Origin of the sequence: Streptomyces sp. NPDC017991, from assembly GCF_044328075.1 — a bacterium.
Lineage (GTDB): Bacteria > Actinomycetota > Actinomycetes > Streptomycetales > Streptomycetaceae > Streptomyces.
Map to the genome: position 1 here is coordinate 645157 of NZ_JBIRGP010000001.1, position 17591 is coordinate 662747.

Annotated in this window: 16 protein-coding genes; 7 read left to right on the forward strand and 9 right to left on the reverse strand. The window is 72.0% G+C overall.

The window, feature by feature from the left end; genetic code table 11:
• Positions 1-7: 7 nt before the first annotated feature.
• From ACH4DZ_RS02735 to ACH4DZ_RS02750, 4 genes are read left to right on the forward strand one after another with little or no spacing between them, the layout of a single operon-like run.
• Positions 8-1204: an FAD-dependent oxidoreductase gene (locus ACH4DZ_RS02735; RefSeq protein ID WP_398285082.1), complete on the forward strand. Its 1197-nt coding sequence runs from the start codon at positions 8-10 to the stop codon at positions 1202-1204.
• Positions 1201-2253 carry an amidohydrolase family protein gene (locus ACH4DZ_RS02740; RefSeq protein WP_398285083.1) on the forward strand — a complete coding sequence of 351 codons (1053 nt, stop codon included), beginning with the start codon at positions 1201-1203 and terminating at the stop codon, positions 2251-2253. Before ACH4DZ_RS02735 ends, ACH4DZ_RS02740 begins: the two co-directional genes overlap by 4 nt.
• 4 nt (positions 2254-2257) lie before the next feature.
• Positions 2258-3196 (forward strand): VOC family protein, encoded by a 939-nt coding sequence (locus tag ACH4DZ_RS02745; RefSeq protein WP_398285084.1) that lies wholly within the window; start codon positions 2258-2260, stop codon positions 3194-3196.
• A 27-nt stretch (positions 3197-3223) separates the two neighbouring features.
• Positions 3224-4186, forward strand: coding sequence for a fumarylacetoacetate hydrolase family protein (locus tag ACH4DZ_RS02750; protein ID WP_398285085.1), 963 nt, complete (start codon positions 3224-3226; stop codon positions 4184-4186).
• A 72-nt stretch (positions 4187-4258) separates the two neighbouring features.
• Here the strand turns inward: ACH4DZ_RS02750 and ACH4DZ_RS02755 are convergent, their stop codons facing one another.
• Complete coding sequence (locus ACH4DZ_RS02755) at positions 4259-4708, reverse strand: DUF6069 family protein (protein WP_398285086.1); 450 nt, start codon at positions 4706-4708, stop codon at positions 4259-4261.
• Between the two features lie 138 nt (positions 4709-4846).
• Complete coding sequence (locus tag ACH4DZ_RS02760) at positions 4847-6640, reverse strand: FAD-binding dehydrogenase (protein ID WP_398285087.1); 1794 nt, start codon at positions 6638-6640, stop codon at positions 4847-4849.
• Positions 6641-6903: 263 nt separating this feature from the next.
• Between ACH4DZ_RS02760 and ACH4DZ_RS02765 the strand changes: the two genes are divergently transcribed.
• Entirely contained in the window at positions 6904-8088 is a 1185-nt protein-coding gene (locus ACH4DZ_RS02765; RefSeq protein WP_398285088.1) for a PucR family transcriptional regulator, read from the forward strand.
• Positions 8089-8094: 6 nt separating this feature from the next.
• Here ACH4DZ_RS02765 and ACH4DZ_RS02770 read toward each other — a convergent pair whose 3' ends face one another.
• The 3 genes from ACH4DZ_RS02770 to ACH4DZ_RS02780 all read right to left on the reverse strand — a co-directional run bounded on the left by ACH4DZ_RS02770 (position 8095) and on the right by ACH4DZ_RS02780 (position 11230).
• A complete protein-coding gene (locus tag ACH4DZ_RS02770; RefSeq protein ID WP_398285089.1) occupies positions 8095-9744 on the reverse strand; it encodes a phytoene desaturase family protein in 1650 nt (549 codons plus the stop codon).
• Positions 9745-9787: 43 nt separating this feature from the next.
• On the reverse strand, positions 9788-10264 hold the full coding sequence (locus ACH4DZ_RS02775; RefSeq protein ID WP_398285090.1) for an SRPBCC family protein: 477 nt from the start codon (positions 10262-10264) through the stop codon (positions 9788-9790).
• Positions 10265-10333: 69 nt separating this feature from the next.
• Complete coding sequence (locus ACH4DZ_RS02780; RefSeq protein ID WP_398285091.1) at positions 10334-11230, reverse strand: SDR family oxidoreductase; 897 nt, start codon at positions 11228-11230, stop codon at positions 10334-10336.
• A gap of 300 nt (positions 11231-11530) precedes the next feature.
• Between ACH4DZ_RS02780 and ACH4DZ_RS02785 the strand changes: the two genes are divergently transcribed.
• Together ACH4DZ_RS02785 and ACH4DZ_RS02790 are read left to right on the forward strand one after the other, a co-directional pair.
• A complete protein-coding gene (locus tag ACH4DZ_RS02785; protein WP_398285092.1) occupies positions 11531-12919 on the forward strand; it encodes a glycoside hydrolase family 43 protein in 1389 nt (462 codons plus the stop codon).
• Between the two features lie 51 nt (positions 12920-12970).
• Entirely contained in the window at positions 12971-13363 is a 393-nt protein-coding gene (locus tag ACH4DZ_RS02790; RefSeq protein WP_398285093.1) for a molybdopterin-binding protein, read from the forward strand.
• A 59-nt stretch (positions 13364-13422) separates the two neighbouring features.
• Here ACH4DZ_RS02790 and ACH4DZ_RS02795 read toward each other — a convergent pair whose 3' ends face one another.
• From ACH4DZ_RS02795 to ACH4DZ_RS02810, 4 genes are all read right to left on the reverse strand, one after another.
• Positions 13423-14583: an NAD-dependent formate dehydrogenase gene (locus tag ACH4DZ_RS02795; protein WP_398285094.1), complete on the reverse strand. Its 1161-nt coding sequence runs from the start codon at positions 14581-14583 to the stop codon at positions 13423-13425.
• Positions 14584-14688: 105 nt separating this feature from the next.
• Positions 14689-15636: a LysR substrate-binding domain-containing protein gene (locus ACH4DZ_RS02800; RefSeq protein ID WP_398285095.1), complete on the reverse strand. Its 948-nt coding sequence runs from the start codon at positions 15634-15636 to the stop codon at positions 14689-14691.
• A gap of 110 nt (positions 15637-15746) precedes the next feature.
• On the reverse strand, positions 15747-17045 hold the full coding sequence (locus tag ACH4DZ_RS02805; RefSeq protein ID WP_398285096.1) for a methyltransferase domain-containing protein: 1299 nt from the start codon (positions 17043-17045) through the stop codon (positions 15747-15749).
• Positions 17042-17518 (reverse strand): molybdopterin-dependent oxidoreductase, encoded by a 477-nt coding sequence (locus tag ACH4DZ_RS02810; protein WP_398285097.1) that lies wholly within the window; start codon positions 17516-17518, stop codon positions 17042-17044. Before ACH4DZ_RS02810 ends, ACH4DZ_RS02805 begins: the two co-directional genes overlap by 4 nt.
• Positions 17519-17591: the final 73 nt, after the last annotated feature.

Below are 17591 nucleotides of genomic sequence, written 5' to 3' on the forward strand. Positions count from 1 at the left end.
GTTCCCGATGAGCACACCCCGTAAGGTCCTGGTGATCGGCGGCGGCGCGGCCGGCAGCGCCGTGACGATCCTGCTGCGCCGCGCCGGCCTCGCGGTGGACCTGGTCGAGGCCAGGAGCGACTGGAACGCGACCGCCGGTTCCGGCATCACCCTCCAGGGCAACGCCCTGCGCGTGCTGCGCGAGTTGGGCGTCTGGGACGAGGTGGAGGCAGCCGGTTTCGGCTTCGGTTCGGTCGGCATCACCGCCCCCGACGGCACCGTTCTGCATGTGCAGGAAGACCTGCGCACCGGTGGTGACGACCTGCCCGCCACCGTCGGTATGCAGCGCCCCCGGCTTCAGCGGATCCTGATCGACGCCGTGCGCGCCAGTGGTGCATCGGTCCGCCTGGGCACCACCGCCGTGATCGTGGACCAGGACGCGGACGGTGTCTCCGTCCGCTTCGACGAGGTGTCCGCCGGCGGCTCCGACAGCAGTTCCGACAACGGCTCTGCCCACGGCTCCGACGCGTCGGCGGACGCCGAGAGGCGTTACGACCTGGTGATCGCCGCCGACGGCCTCGGATCCGCGACCCGCGCCGCGATCGGCATCGCCGACCGGCCCGAGCCGACCGGCATGGCCATCTGGCGGATCGCCGCCCCGCGCCCGGCCGGGCTGACCCGCACCGACCTCGCCTACGGCGGTCCGGCCTACATCGCCGGTTACTGCCCCACCGGCGAAGACACCCTGTACGCCTATGTCGTCGAGGCCAACCGCGACAGGGCCTTGATACCGGCCGGGTCCCACGCCGACGAGATGCGGCGCCTGGCGTGTGCGTACGGCGGCTTCTGGCCGGAGATCACCGAGCACATCACCGACCCGGCGCAGGTCAACCACACCTGGTTCGAACGGCTGTTGGTCGAGGGTTCCTGGCACCGCGGCCGGGTCGTGCTGGTCGGCGACGCGGCCCACTGCTGTCCGCCCACCCTCGCGCAGGGCGCCGCGCTGTCCCTGGAGGACGCCTGGGTGCTCACCCAGCTGCTCACCGGGTCCGGCCCATGGGACGACACGCTGTTCCAGGCGTACTACGAGCGGCGGATCGCCCGGGTGCGTCCGGTCGTGGAGGCGTCCGTGCAGCTCGGGCAGTGGCAGCTGGACGGGGTCCGCGACGCCGATGTGCCCGGCCTGATGGCCCGCACCATGACCATGCTCCGGGAGCTGCCGTGACCACCCCCACTCCCACCTCCACCTCCGCCCCCGCCCCCGCCTCCGCCTCCGCCTCCGCCCCTACCGTCGACGTCCACGCCCACATCCTGATCCCCGAGATCGAGGCGCTGGTGGAGGGGGAGCCGGGACTCGCCGAAGCACGGGGGTTGGACGCCCGCCGCAATGGTCCGGCCGCCCTCGCGGTCAGCGGGCCCATGGTGCGCGACCGCCTGCCCCGGCTGACCGACGCGGCCGTACGTCTGGCCGCCATGGACGCCCAGGGCGTGGACATCCAGCTGGTCAGCCCTTCCCCGTCGCACTATCACTACTGGGCCGGGGAGGCGACGGCGGAGAAGGTGTACCGGATCGCCAACGAGGCCACGGCCAAGCACTGTTCGGCCGCGCCCAACCGGCTGCGCGGCCTCGGACTCGTCCCCCTCCAACACCCGGACCGGACGGTCGAAGCCCTCGACCACGCCCTCGCGCAGGGCCTGGCCGGGGTGGAAATCTCCAGTCACGCGCCCGGCCGGGAGCTGTCCGACCCGGCCTACGCGCCCTTCTGGTCCCGGGCCGAGGAGACCGGCGCGGTCGTCTTCCTGCATCCTTTCGGGTGCACGCTCGACGAGCGCCTCGACCAGTGGTACCTGTCCAACACCGTCGGCCAGCCCGCCGAGAACGCCGTCGCCCTCTCCCACCTCATCTTCTCCGGCGTACTGGACCGCCACCCCGGCCTCAAGGTGCTGGCGGCCCACGGCGGCGGCTATCTGCCCACCCACATCGGCCGCTCCGACCACGCGTGGTCGACCCGTTCCGACGCCGGTGCCGTATGCGCCCAGCCGCCCAGCAGCTATCTCAGGCGCCTGTACTTCGACTCGGTCGTCCACGACCCGCACGTCCTGCGGGAGTTGGTGCGGGTCGCCGGTGCCGACCGGGTGCTGCTCGGCTCCGACTTCCCCTTCGACATGGGCACCGAGGACCCGGTCGGCGCCCTGCGCGCGGCCCGGCTCCCCGGTGTCGGCTTCGACGCCGTACGCGGCGGCAACGCGGCCGCCCTCCTGAGGAAGGACTAACACCATGAGCGCACGCCTGCTCACCCATCTGCGGCACGTCGACCTCGCCGTGCCCGACTACGACAAGCAGCTCGACTTCTACTCCGGCGTCTGGGGCCTGACCAAGGTCGCCGAGGACTCCGGTATCTCCTTCCTGGCCGCCGAGGGATCCCCGGAGCAGTACGTCGTGCGGCTGCGCAGGGCCGAGGAGAAGCGCCTCGACCTCGTCTCGTACGGGGCCGCGAGCCCGGCGGACGTCGACACCCTCGCCGAACAACTCCTCGCCGGTGAAGTCCAGTTGATATCCCGACCGGGCAAGGTCGACACCCCCGGCGGCGGCTACGGTTTCCGTTTCTTCGACATCGACGGCCGCACCATCGAGGTCTCCGCGGACGTGGAGGTACGCAGGCACCGCAGGATCGAGGAGAAGGAGGCCATCCCAGTCAAGCTGTCGCACGTGGTCCTCAACTCGCCCGATCTCGACCGCACCCGGCAGTGGTACGAGCGCCACCTCGGCTTCCTGCTCTCCGACACACTCAGCTCGCCGCACATGGGCGAGGTCATGCATTTCATGCGGATCAGCAGCCGGCACCACTCCATGGCGCTGGCGAAGGGCCCGCACACCGCCCTGCACCACGTCTCCTTCGAGATGCGCGGCCTCGACGAATACATGCGCGGTTCGGGCCGGGTCATGCGCGCGGGCTTCCGGAAGATCTGGGGTCCGGGCCGGCACATGGCGGGTGACAACACCTTCACCTACTTCCTCGACCCGCACGGCAACACCGTCGAGTACACGACGGAGTTGGAGGAGCTGGACGAGGACACCTGGCACCCGCACGTCTACGACTTCTCGCAGCCCGAGGTCACCGACCAGTGGGGCACCGCCAACCCCATGAACGAGCTGGTCGCCAAGGAGTCCTTCAACGACCCCGACCGCGGTGTGTTCATCGCCCCGCCGGTCTGATCCGCCCGGCCCGCCAGGAGAGCCCGTATGCGCTTCGCCACGTATGTCCACCACCACCGGACCCAGGTCGCCGTGGTGGCGACGGACGGCACCCTGTACCCCCTGCTCGCCGTCCGGTCCCTGACCGAACTGCTCGGCGCGACGGACGGTCTGCCCGGCCTGCTGGAGGCGGGGGCGTCGGCTCTCGGCGGGCCGCCCGGGCCGCACGTCTCCCGGGTACGGCTGCTGCCGCCTCTCCGGCCCGCGTCGGTACGGGACTTCGTCACGTTCGAGGAACATGTCGAAGGCGTACGCGTTTCGGTCGACGGCGTCGCGGGCGTCCCCGAGCAGTGGTACGCGGCGCCGACCTTCTACTTCACCAACCCGCACGCCATCTACGGCCCCGGCCAGGACGTACCCGTACCGCCCGGGTCGGCCGCCCTGGACTTCGAACTCGAAGTGGCCGCCGTCGTCGGACGGGAGGGCCGGGACCTCACACCCGAGCGCGCCCGGGACCACATCGTCGGCTACACCGTCCTCAACGACTGGTCCGCCCGTGACCTGCAGTCGGCGGAGATGAGGGTCGGGCTCGGTCCGTGCAAGGGCAAGGACACCGCGACCACCCTGGGCCCGTACCTCGTCACCGCCGACGATCTGGAGCCGCACCGGGACGCCGACGGCTTCCTGCGGCTGGCCCTGACCGCCGGGATCAACGGCCGGGTGGTCGGCAGGGACCTGCTCTCCCACATGAGCTGGACCTTCGAGGAGATGACCGCGTACGCCTCCCGCGGCACCCGCGTCGTACCGGGTGACGTCCTCGGCTCCGGCACCTGCGGCAACGGCGGCTGCCTGGCCGAACTGTGGGGCCTGCGCGGCGAACAGACCCCACCACCGCTGAAGCCCGGAGACACGGTCACCCTCACCGTCGAGGGCATCGGCACCCTCACCAACACCGTCGTTACGGGGGTCGATCCCATCCCCCTGCCACCGGCTCGGCAGCGGCGTTTCTGAGGGGCGCGGGGGACTGTCCGGCCGGCCGCGCGGTTCCCCGCGCCCCTCAGAAACGCCCCTCAGTAGCGCCGGTCAGACCCGTCCACGGGCGAGCCGCCCCGCCAGCAGCGGAATGACGACGGCCGCGGCCACCACATGGGACACCGCCAGGACGATCTGCGTGGACGTGGCGGTGTGCGGCGCGACGGCCGGACCCACCAGGGACAGCGCGGTCAGTGCGACGGTGATCACCACGAAGGTGCGGGCGGGCCGCTTGGCCCAGCGGGCGAGCGCCATCGCCAGGACGACCCCGGCGACCGACCAGAACAGCACGCCCCCGGCGAAGCCGCCGACCGGAATCTCGGCGGCCTCCGTCGCCCCGGGACCGGCCGCCTCCATCGGTACGCCGGCGCCGCGGGCGACGAGAGCGAAGGCCTCGGTCACCACGGCTCCGGCCAACACCGCGAGGGCGCCGACCTGCCACACCGGACGCGTACCGAGGGACTGGGCGAAGGACTGGTTCCGGGACGCGATGTCGCTCATGGCAGGGTCTCCTGTCGGCAATTCCTGGATGTGGGCCTTTCACAGAGTCAGACCGGGGTACGGCCAGGAACTGAGCGGTCACCGGGCAACAATCTTCAGGCCGGCCCGACGGCGGGCCGAGGCGGGTCGCGACCGGGCTCAGGTCCCGGTCGCCGCCGCGGCGGCCCGCCCCGCCGCCCGCCCCGAGAACAGGCACCCGCCCAGGAACGTCCCCTCAAGGGACCGGTACCCGTGGACACCGCCCCCGCCGAACCCGGAGACCTCCCCGGCCGCGTACAGGCCGGGGACCGGTGTGCCGGACGCGTTCAGGACCCGGCCGGAGAGGTCGGTCTGGAGGCCGCCGAGGGTCTTGCGGGTGAGGATGTTGAGCCGAACGGCGATGAGCGGACCGGCACTTGAGTCCATGATCTTGTGCGCCGCCGCCGTGCGGCTGATGCTGTCCCCGGGGTAGGCCAGGGCGTTGCGGATGCCCATGACCTGGAGGTCCTTGGTGTACGGGTTGTCCATCTCCCGGTCGCGCGCCTCGATCTGGCGTTGCAGGTAGGCCAGGTCGATCAGTCCGTCGCCGGTCAGTTTGTTCATGCCGCGGACGAGTTCGGACAGGGTCGTGGCGACGACGAAGTCCACGCCGTTCTTCTTGAACTTCTCGATCGGCTCGGGGGTCTGCCAGATGCGCGAGAGCAGCTTCCAGACGTTCTTCTCGGTCAGGTCCGGGTTCTGCTCGGAGCCGGAGAGCGCGAACTCCTTGGCGATGATCTTCTGGGTGGTGACGAACCACGAGTAGTCGTACCCGGAGGCGGTGATCGACTTCAGTGTGTGGAGCGTGTCGTAGCCGGGCATGTCGGGTGCGCCGAACCGTTTGCCGGTGGCGTCGAACCACATGGACGACGGGCCCGGCAGAATCCGGATGCCGTGGCCCGGCCAGATGGGGTCGTAGTTCCTGAGGCCCTCGGTGTAGTGCCACATCCGGTCGGGGTTGACGATCCGGCCGCCCGCCTTCTCGGTGATCGCGAGCATCCGGCCGTCCACATGGGCCGGAACTCCGGTGATCATGGTCTTGGGCGGGGTGCCGAGCCGGGCCGGCCAGTTCTGCCGTACGAGGTCGTGGTTGGCGCCGATACCGCCCGAGGTGACGACGACGACCGGGGCGCGCAGTTCGAACTCACCGACCACCGTGCGCGAACTGGGCTTCCCGCGGGCGGCGTCGCTCGGCTCCAGGACAGCGCCCCGGACGCCGGTGGCCGCCCCGTCGGTCGTCACGAGCCCGTCGACGCGGTGCCGGAACCTGAAGGTGACCTTCCCGTCCGCGACCGCCGCCCGCACCTTCTTCTCGAACGGTTCGACGACCGCGGGGCCCGTGCCCCAGGTGACGTGGAAGCGCGGCACCGAGTTGCCGTGTCCGTCCGCGAGGCCGCCGCCGCGCTCCGCCCAGCCGACGATCGGGAACCACTGCACGCCCAGGCCCGCGAGCCAGGAGCGCTTCTCCCCGGACGCGAAGTCCACGTACGCCTCGGCCCACTTGTAGGCCCAGTGGTCCTGGCCCGACGTGTCGGTGATGCCGCGGTCGAAGCCGGCGGTGCCCAGCCAGTCCTGCCAGGCCAGTTCCTGGGAGTCCTTGATGCCCATCAGCCGCTGTTCGTCGGAGTCGACGAGGAACAGACCGCCGAAGGACCAGAACGCCTGACCGCCGAGGTTCGTCGCCGGTTCCTGGTCGAGCAGCAGCACCTTGCGGCCCGCCGCGGCCAGTTCCGCCGTGGCGACCAGACCGGCGAGGCCGCCGCCGACGACGATCGCGTCCGCGTCCGAGGCCGCCGAAGAGGCGGCGAAGGCGGGGGCGGTCGCCTGCGCGAGGGCGGTTGCGGCGAGCGCGCCACCCGCCGCCGTCAGGGCACGGCGCCGAGTGATCGCGGCCAGGGCTGGGGAGTTCTCCATGGACTGCCTTCCGGAGGAGACGGAGGAGATGCGAGACGGGACGCCTGATACGGGATACGGATACGGGGGATGTTCCTGGGACCGGCACACTGTTACCGTCGGTAGCCCACAGGGAACCAGGTCGTCACAGCGATGTGGTAGTGGCCGGACACCAACGTGCGGACGACTTCGTTGTGGCCCGGCGACAGCGCGGACCGACGACGGACGGACAGTGGACAGGTCGCGGACGGATCGCGGACGGGCCGCGAAGGGAGAATCGACTCATGGCTGTCGTCCACGAGCGTGAACCGGTCACCGAGATCCTGCGGACGATGGCCGTGGACGACGACGTGTGCGGCGAACTCGTCCGCGCGGCCCGGGCCCACTCCCCCGAAGTCGCCCGGCTCACCGAGGCGGAGAGCCGCTCCCACGTCACCGCCATGGTCCGCGCCGCCGGCGAGTGGTTCGCCACCTTCGACGGGGTCGAGCAACAGGACTTCACGGCCGCCCTGTTACTGGGGGCCGACCGGGCGGGCCAGGGTGTCCCGATGACCGCGGTGCTGCGAGGGGTCCAGGCCGGGCTGGGCCGCGCTCTGGAGATCACCGTCGAGCGCTGCCGGGCGGCGGGAGTGCCGGACAGCACCCTGCTCGGCGTCGTCCTGCGTCTCAACGAGTACGGCGACGCGATCGAACGCCATGTGATCAACGGCTACCGGGCCGCCGAGCGGGCCGCCCCGCACGAGAGCGCCGAGGTCCGCACGCACGTACTCCGCAGGCTGCTGGTCGGCGGAGTCGTACCGTCACCCCTGGAGATGGCCGGGGCCGGGATGCGGCCGGGCGGCGGACCGCACCACTGCGTCGTCGCGGACGCCGGCAACCCCGCGGCCGTACGCCTCCTCGCGGACCGGCTCTCCGGGCTCGGCGCGGTCTCCGGCCTGATCGAGGGACGACTGGCCGGCCTGTGCCGGCGGCTGCCCGGGATCGGGGAAGCCGGAGCGTCGGCCCTCGTGGTGGTCTCACCGGCCGCTCCGCTGGAGGAGATCCGCCCGCTGTACCGGCTCTGCGTCCGGGCCGTGGACATCGGGGTACGGCAGGGGCGTCAGGGCCGGTACGAGCTGACCGACTTCGCCGCCGAGATCGCCCTCGCCGACCAGCCGCTCCTGGGCGCGCACCTCAGCGCCCGACTCCTGGGCGCCCTCGACGAGTCGGACGCCTTCCACCGCCAACTCGCGGTCACCGCACTGACGTTCCTCGACAACGGCCGCCGTCTCGACCAGAGTGCGACAGCCATGTTCACCCACCCCAACACCGTCCGCTACCGGCTCGGCCGCCTCCAGCAGATCACCGGGCACCCCCTGACCGACCTCACGTCCGGGCCCCTCGCCGAACCACTGAGCACCCTGCACTGGTGGTGGGCCCTGACCACCTGGCTCCGGCAGGACCCGGAACCGCGCCAGGACCTGTCCTAGGCCGTCCTAGGCCCTGTCGTCGCGGGTGCCGAGTTCGGGCCTGCGGTCCCCCTTGCGGTCACGGCGGGCGAGCAGACGCTGGGCGCGGGTCAGACCGTTCGGTATGTTCCTGCGCAGCGCGGCCCGGGCGGCGTTGGAGCCCGGGGCCCCGTGCACACCGCCTCCCGGATGCGCGGAGGCCGACGCCAGGTAGAGGCCCTTGACCGGCGTCTCCGGGCGCCCGGTGCCCGGGACGGGCCGGAACACGAGCTGCTGGTGCAGAGCCGTGGTGCCGCCGTTGATGGCACCCCCGTGCAGATTGGCGTCGAGTGCCTGGAGGGTGGGCGGTGCCAGCACGCGCCGGGCCCGGATCAGGGAGCGGAACCCCGGTGCGAAGCGCTCGACCTGCCGCTCGACCCGGTCGGCCATCAGCTCCTGCTCCTTCGCGTCCCAGCTCCCGGTCAGCCCGTCGTCACCCGCGTCACCCTTGATGCGGTGCGGGACATGGGTGTACGCCCAGGCCGACTCGGTGCCCTCGGGCGACCGGGTGGGGTCGGCGGTCGTCATCTGCCCGAACAGCGCGAACGGCCGGTCCGGTACCTGCCCCATGGCGACCTGTGCCGCGAACCGGGTCAGCTCGTCGACGCCGTCCGCCAGGTGCACGGTTCCCGCGCCGACGGCCTCGGGGGCCTGCCACGGGACGGAACCGTCGAGGGCCCAGTCGACCTTGAAGGTGGCGAAGTCCCACTGGAACCGGCGCAGATCGGCCAGCACCTGCGGCGGCAGGTCGGCACTGTCCACCAACTCGCCGTACAGGGCTGGCGCGGACACGTCCGCGAGTACGGCACGGCCGGCGGACACCGTCTCGCCGCCGGCCGTGCGCACCGCCACGGCCCGGCCCTCCCGGACGACTACGCGGCTCACGCGCTCCCCGCACCGGAGCACCCCGCCGCGCTCCTTCAGCCGCCGGGTCAGCGCCCCGATGAGGGCGCCCGAACCGCCGACGGGAACGGGAAACCCGTACGTCTGGCCCAGCATCGACATCAGCCAGCCGAAGCCGCCGCTTCCCGCGGCCTCGGGGGCGAGGTCGGCGTGCAGCGCGTTGCCCGCGAGGAGCAGCCTGCCGCCCTCGCCGCGGAACTCCTCCTCGCCGAGCCGCCGTACCGGCAGCACCATCGACCGGGCCAGGCGCAGCCCGCCGGCGGTCCGCAGACGCAGGGCGAGGCGGGCGCCCGCGCGCACCGGCGGAAAGGGGGTGAACAGCGCTTCCAGCAGGTCGGGGCGCAGCCGCTCCCAGACCCGGTGCAGCTCACGCCAGGCGTCGCCGTCTCCCTCGGCGAAGACGTCCAGGGACGCGGCGGTGTCGTCGAGGTCGCGTCCGAGCACGGCGCACCGGCCGTCGGACAGCGGGTGGGCCAGTACGCGGGGGGCATGGCTCCAGTGCAACCCGTACCGCTCCAGGTGGAGTCCGGAGAGGACCGGGGAGGCCGCGGCGAGGGGGTAGAACGAGCTGAAGAGGTCGTTCGTGAAGTCCGGGTCGACCCCGTTGTCGTGCCGGACCGCGCCCCCGGGCTCGTCCTGTTCCTCCAGGACTTCGACGCTCCAGCCCTCGTCGGCCAGCAGGTTGGCGGCGACGAGCCCGTTGGGACCGGCCCCGATGACTACCGCGTCCGGCATGGCCGCCTCCCGTCCCGCTGCCGTGTCGCACGGACGGCGCCGGTCATGCCGGCCTCGGCTCCGTGCGGGCGGGCCGGGACCGGTTCTGCCCGTCGCCCTCGCACACGTCGGCCAGCCGCTTGAGCATGGCCCGGTGCCGTACCTGGATGAGCCCTTCGACGGCCACGTTGTGCAGGGTGCCGCCCGCTCCCTGCAGCGGATGCTCGTCGATGATGACCAGCGTGTACTCGCCCCAGGGCCGCAGTTCGATGGCGATGCGGGCCGTGCCGAGCGGACCGGCAATCGCTTCCAGCTCCAGCTCGCGCTCCTCGACGCACGCCCGTACGACCGACTCGTTGCGCAGGGTCCAGAGCCCGACCCGCACCTCGTAGCCGATCGCTGAATGCACCTGCGGCCACTGGCCGCGCACGGGGTACGAGGATGCCGTCCCCACGACCCAGTCCGCGTACCGGGTGCCGTCGGCCAGGACGGCCCACACCTCGCTCGGACTCTTCTTGATGAGCCTGTGGCGTACGGCCACCTCTGCCTCCCTCGTCTCGCACCCGTCGGTAGCGGAGTGATCGGTGCCGAGTCCCCCGGCAGCCGGAGTTCAACCGACCGGCGATCTGCCGCCGCCCGGGCTGCCGGGGCCGTCGGCCCGGCCGCCCGCGCCGAGCAGACCGGTGGGGCGGAAGGGCTCCCGGGCCGCCAGCCGGGGCAGGGCCCGGCGCGACACGCGCAGCACGACCGGTGGCAACGCGGCACGGCCCAGCTGGGCGGCGACCAGCCAGCCGGGCACGTACACGGAGGTGCGCCGCCGCTCGACGGCCCGCACCAGCCGGGCCGCGACGTGCTCCACCGGATAGACGCGGCGGGCGGGGGGCGGCATGTGGCCCCGCAGTTCGCGCAGCACCGCGTGCCGGTCGGCGTCGCGGATCATGTCGGTGTCGGTCCAGTTGAGGTAGGCGATGCCCACCGCGACCCGCTGATGCGCCACCTCGGCCCGCAGGGAGTGGGCGAAGGCCTCCACACCCGCCTTGGAGGCGCAGTAGGCGCTCATCATCGGCGACGCGCCGATCGAGGCCAGCGAGGCGACCTGGAGGTGGTACCCCGCCGTGTCCACCAGATCCGGCAGGAAGGCGCGCGCGGTGATCGCGCTGCCGGTGAGGTTGACGTCGATCACCCGGCGCCAGGAGGCCGCGTCCGACTCGGCGAAGGGGCCGCCCTCGGCGATGCCCGCGTTGGCGATCACCACGGAGGGCTTGCCGAACGTCCCGCGGACTTCCCGGGCGACGTCGGTCATGCCGGTGTCGTCGGTGACGTCGACCTCCCAGACGCCGGCCGGGGTGGGCAGTTCCGCCGCCAGTGCCTCCAGCGCCGGTTTCTCGTGCCCCAGGAGCGCGAGGCGGGCGCCCCGACGGGCCAGGTCCCGTGCCAGGGCGGCGCCCAGGCCCCTGGCCGCTCCGGTCACCACCACGGTGCGGCCACGCAGCGGATCGTGTTTCACGGGTCTCCCTTCGTACCGGGTTCAGGTCTTCCCCGAGCCGACGGGGATACTTCCCGGTGACGGCCGGACCCGGATGCGGGTCGAGGCCACCCGTTCCCATCCGACCACGAGTCGGTGCGCACCGCCCGCCGTCGGGTCGTGTGCCGACCGCGCCCCTTCCGGGGCCGGCCTCGTCAGAATCATTGACGCGCCTGACGCTGGACTCTAATTTCTGATCGATCTCCCGAACCGCGTTCGAAATACCGACCCACGGCATCCGCCGGGGCCCTTCGTCACGCCCGCACCCGCTTGGAGACCACGATGAGCGCAAGACCCCAGCCGTCCCGGCGCCTCCTCCTCGGCATGGCCGCCGCGACGCCGCTGGCCGCGTCCGGCGTACTGACCCTCGGTGCCGGCACCGCCCACGCCGCGGACTCGGCCTATGTGATGTGCTACTTCACCGAGTCGACCAGCCTCGGCCTCGGCACCGACTACGGGCTCCATCTCGCCGTCAGCACCGACGCGCTGAACTGGACACCGCTCAATCAGAACAACCCCCTGGTCACTCCCACGGCGGGCGCACTGGGCCTGCGGGACCCCTTCCTCATGCGCAAGCAGGACGGCACCTTCGTCGTCATCGCCACCGACCTCAAGGGCACCGACTGGAGCTACAACAGCCAGTACATCCACGTCTGGGACTCCGCCGACCTGCGCACCTTCACCGGCTACCGCCGACTCAAGCTGCACGACATGGCCACGCACAGCTGGGCACCCGAGGCGTTCTGGGACGCCGGCCGGGGCCAGTACGCGGTCATCTACTCCTCGGTCAACTCCAGCGGCCACAACGTGATCATGGTCAACCACACCAGCGACTTCGTGACCGCGTCGGCTCCCCAGGTGTTCTTCGACCCCGGGTACGACGTCATCGACGGCAACATGGCCGTCGGTGTCAGCGGCTACAACTACCTCTTCTACAAGAAAAACCAGACACTGGTGGCGGCGAGGTCCACCTCCCTCACCCCGGGCAGCTTCACGGAGTTCGGCGCGGGCGTCGCACACGGCGGCACCGAGGCCCCGACCGTGTTCAAGTCACTGACCGGCGCCAACTGGTACCTCTGGGGAGACACCTACACTCCGAACGGCGTCTTCTACGCCTGGCAGTCCGGCAACCTGGCCTCCGGCACCTGGACCGCGCTCGACCAGAAGACCTACACCCAGCCGGTCAACTCCAAGCACTGCGGCATAGCGACGATCACCACGACCGAATACAACAACCTGCTCACCAAGTGGGGCGCCCCGGCCTGGAACCGGCTCAAGTCGTACAACTACCCGGATCGTTACGTCCGCCACGCCAACTACGCCGCCCGCGTCGACACCTACCCCTTCGACCTGTACACCGACTCCCAGTGGAAGCTCGTCCCGGGCCTGGCCGACAGCTCCGGCGTCTCCTTCCAGTCGGTGAGCCACCCCACCCGCTATCTGCGGCACTACAACTACGCGCTCCAACTCGACGTCAACGACGGCACGTCGACGTACGCGGGCGACGCGACCTTCTACCGTACGGCCGGTCTCGCCGACTCCTCCTGGGCGTCGTTCCGCTCGTACAACAACCCCACCCGCCACATCCGCCACGCGAACTACGTGCTGCGCGTCGATCCGGTCTCCACGGCCACGGAACAGCAGGACGCGACGTTCCGCGTCGGGTACTGACGGCCGGGCGCCTCGCGTACCACGCGTCAGTGATCGCCTATCTTGGCGCGTATGCAGTCATACACGATCGGCCAGGCGGCGCGTCTGCTCGGGGTGAGCCCGGACACCGCGCGGCGCTGGGCGGACGCGGGCCGGATGGTCACGCACCGGGACGAGGGCGGGCGGCGCCTCATCGACGGCAAGGACCTGGCCGCCTTCTCCGTCGAGCTCGCCAGGAGCGACGGCGAGGAGGACACCTCGTACACCTCCGTGCGTAACGCCTTTCCCGGCATCGTCACGGCGGTGAAGCTCGGTGATGTCGCCGCCCAGGTCGAGATCCAGGCCGGCCCGCACCGGCTGGTGTCACTGCTGACGCGGGAGGCCGTGGAGGAGCTGGGCCTTGAGGTAGGGGTGGAGGCCACCGCCCGGGTCAAGTCGACGAACGTACATATCGACCGGGCCTGAGAGCGGCACGGCGGCTACGGGGGTGGCCTCCAGCGGTCACGCGCCGCCCTGGAGGCCGGTCATGTGGTGACCGAGTACGAGTGCGCGCCCGTACCGGCCAGTGCGCCCGCGTCCACGATCAGGTACTCGTCGCGGATCGGGCGGCCCGCCAGCCAGGACTCCAGGATCTCGCGGGTGCCCGCCGCGTAGCGGGCCTGCGCGGAGAGCGAGGAGCCCGAGATGTGCGGGGTCATGCCGTGGTGCGGCATGGTGCGCCACGGGTGGTCGGCGGGGGCGGGCTGCGGGTACCAGACATCGCCCGCGTAGCCCGCGAGCCGGCCGCTGCGCAGGGCCCGGTCGACGGCGTCCCGGTCGACGATCTTCGCCCGTGCCGTGTTGACGAGGTACGCGCCGCGCTTCATCCCGCCCAGCAGCTCGTCGCCGAAGAGCCCTTCCGTCTCCGGGTGCAGCGGCGCGTTGATCGTGACGACATCGCAGTGCGGGACCATGTCGGCCGCGCTCTCGTGGAACGTCAGTCCCAGTTCGCGTTCGACGGCCTCGGGGAGCCGGTGGCGGTCGGTGTAGTGCAGCTTCACGTCGAAGGGCGCGAGCCGGCGCAGGACGGCCAGGCCGATGCGTCCGGCGGCGACCGTACCGACGTGCATACCCTCCAGGTCGTACGAACGGGCGACGCAGTCGGCGATGTTCCAGCCACCGTCCAGCACGACCCGGTGAGACGGCAGGTAGTCGCGTACGAGGGACAGCGTCATCATCACCACGTGCTCGGCGACGCTGATGCTGTTGGAGTACGTGACCTCGGCGACCGTCACCCCGTGCGCGACCGCCGCGTCCAGGTCGACGTGGTCGGAGCCGATGCCGGCCGTGATGGCGAGCTTGAGGTTCTGGGCGGCGGCGATGCGTGCCGGGGTCAGGTAGGCCGGCCAGAACGGCTGGGAGATCACCACGTCCGCGTCGGGCAGCTCCCGGTCGAAGACCGACCCGTCGCCCTCCTTGTCGGAGGTGACGACGAGGGTGTGCCCCGCCTTCTCCAGGAAGCCGCGCAGGCCCAGTTCGCCGGAGACACTGCCCAGCAGATGGCCCGGCGTGAAGTCGACGGCGTCGGGAGTGGGCGTGCTCCGACCGCCCGGGTAGTGGTCGATCACGGGGAGGTCGTCACGGGCGTACGTGGTCGGGTATCCGTCGGTGGGGTCGTCGTACAGCACACAGAGCACCTTGGCCATGGTCACGGCTCCTCAACTGCGTTGGCTGCGGGTGCTGTTCACGATCCATGGCGCCGATTGCCCTGGTCAAAGCGATTCTCGCTATGTCCGTATAGCCGACGGCTATCACCTGGTCCCGTCGAGGCGCGATCCGTCGAGGTACGTCCGCAGCAGTACGTCCAGCGCCTCCCGTACGCCGGCCCGGCGCGCCTCCGTCAGCAGGGCCCCGGCGAGTACGGACGGGGGGTCGTCGGGGCCGGTCACCAGGCCCACCCGGGGCCCGTGCGCCGGTCCCTCCAGCGGCACCACCCGCATGCCGTCCGGTACGCCGAACATGTGCAGCCACGCGTGGGAGATCACGCTGGACCAGCGACCGCCGGGGAGGTGGGCGTAGAGGCCCGCGACGCTGTCCGACTCGATCGCGGGAGCGGCGGTGGCCCCGTCGGCGGCGAAGCACTCGTCGATGATGCGGCGGTTGCGCATACGGGAGTTGAGCAGGCACAGCGGGAGCGCGGCGGCTGCCGCCCAACCCGTCGTCGGGGCGCTCCCGAGCGGGCCGTCGACCGGGGTCAGCAGCACATACCGCTCCTCGTACAGCGGGAGTCGCCGCACCCCTCGTAAGGAGTCGTCGTCGAGATAGGTCATCGCCGCGTCCAGCTCGAACTCGGCGAGGCCGTGGGTGATGTCGGCCGACGACAGCGACTCGATGCTCACCCCGGCCCGGGGGTGGCGGTCGCAGAACGGGGTGGTCAGGAGGGAGACGGCGGGCAGTGCGGTGGGGACCACGCCCAGGCGCAGGGTGCCGGTCAGTCCGTCGCCCAGGGCGGACAGCTCCTGGCGGAGGGCGTCGCCCTCGGCGAGGATGCGGTGCGCCCAGGCCAGCACCACCTCGCCCTCCGGCGTGAGGCCCTCGTAGCGTCGGCCGCGTCGCACGATCGGCACGTTCAGTTCGTGTTCGAGACGACGGATCGCGGCGGACAGCGAGGGCTGGGAGACATGGCAGGCGGCGGCCGCGCGGACGAAGTGGCGCTCCCGGGCGAGGGCGACCAGGTATTCCAGCTGGCGCAGTTGCACGCGTGACCTCCCAGGGGACGCCGGGCCCTCATCCGCCTGCCCCCGGCATCCGGGTCTCGACGAGGAGACGCGGGCGCAGAGGTCGGCCGGTGCGGGTCAGTCCGTGCGGGTCAGTCCGTGCGGCGCACGGCCCGTGCCAGGAAATGGTGGGCCGCGTCCTCGTAAGAGTCCAGGTCCCAGCCCGCCGCGTGCAGCGCCGGGCGCAGGTTCTCCTCGGCCAGCGGGTCGTCGGGGTCCAGGGCGCGGCCGTGGCGGGCGGCCCGTTCGGCGCGGCCGGAGGGATGGAAGAGCAGGAGGACACCGTCGGGGGCGGTCACGCGGGCCCATTCGCGCAGTGCGGTCGCGGGATCGGGGACATGGTCGACCAGTCCCGCGCTGAAGATGCCGTCCAAGGACCGGGCGGGCAGCGGAAGTCGGCACGCGTCGGCCAGCAGAAGTCCGGTGCGTCCCTTCCCGGCGGCTGCGGTGAGCATCGCCGGGGTGAGGTCCGCGCCGAGCACGACACCCTCGGCGCCGACCTCGGCGCGCAGGGCGGGCAGGGCGCGGCCACTGCCGCAGCCCACGTCCAGCGCCCGCTGTCCGGGGCGCAGGCCCATGCGCGAGACGGCCGCCGTGTAGCGGGGGCCGTCGACGGCGAAGCGCTCCTCCCACGCGGCTGCCCGGGGCGTGAAGAAAGCGCGGGTCGTGGTCGCCGTAGCCCGGCACGCGGCCAGAGTGGCGAAGCGCTCGAACACGGCATCCCGGTGCCGGGCCGGCGTCGCCGGTTCGGCGGGAGCGGCCTCCTGGAGGTCCGGGGCGGTGGCCGCCTTTCCCGGGAAAGCAGTCGCGAAGGCGTCGGCCGTCTTCTTGTTCACCTCCAGGTGGAACTGCGTCCCCCAGGCCGAGCCGCCGATCCGGAAGGCCTGCACCGGGTAGCGGTCGCAGGACGCGAGCAGGGTCGCGCCGGCCGGGAGGTCCATGGTGTCGTCGTGCCAGTGCAACACGCGCAGGCGCTCGGGCACTTCGGCGAACAGCGGATCGGCAGCCGCGGCCGGAGCCGTCCGTAGCTCTCCCCAGCCGATCCGCCGGCCCGCGCCGGGACGGGCCGTGCCGCCCGCCGCCACGGCCAGCAGTCGCGCGCCGAGACACACCCCGAGGACGGGGACCTCCGCGTCCAGGGCGGCTCGCAGCAGGGACAGTTCCGCCGCGCGGGTCGCGAAGGCCGGGGAGTCGTCGTACGCCGCCGTGGGACCGCCCATGACGATCAGCGCGGCCAGTCCCGCGGGCGATTCGGGCACCGGGTCTCCGGCCCAGGTCCGGCACACGCGCACCGGCAGTCCCGCCGCCGCCAGCGCGGTTCCGAGGGCGTACGGGCCCTCGTGCGGCAGGTGCCGGACGACCAGGGCGCCCGTCGGTTCGGCCCAACTCACAGGAGGTAGCCGCCGTCCACGCGGATCGCGCTGATGCCGCTGATGTGCCGGGCGCCGCAGCGGTCCTGAGGCAGCACCAGCTGCGGTCCCGGGCCGTCGAGCGGGCTGTCGTCGATGGTGGCCGCGAGCAGGACGGGGGCGCGGCCGAAGTCGGGGTCGATCTCCGCCCAGGACAGCAGCGCGTGGTGGCCGTCCCTGCCGGACACCGCGATCAGGAAGCGCAGGCGTTCCTTCCGGCGGGCGGGGTCGAAGCCGGGCCCTGCCGCCACCAGTACGTCGTGCAGCAGGGGGCCGGTGAACCGGTGGCGCCGGCTGCCGCTGGTCGCGCACTCGAAGCCGACCTCGACCGCGTGCTGCGGCCAGGCGAGCAGGTCGGACACCGTCATCCGGGCCGGACGGGTCAGATCACCGGTGAGGGCGAGCTCCGCCACCGGGCCGACGGCCGTACCGGCGACTGCGAGGGACTGACTCACGGGCTACCACCTCCCGGATGACCGTACCCGGACCCGTACCCCGTACAAACGCACATGCAAGCTGTCCTGATCG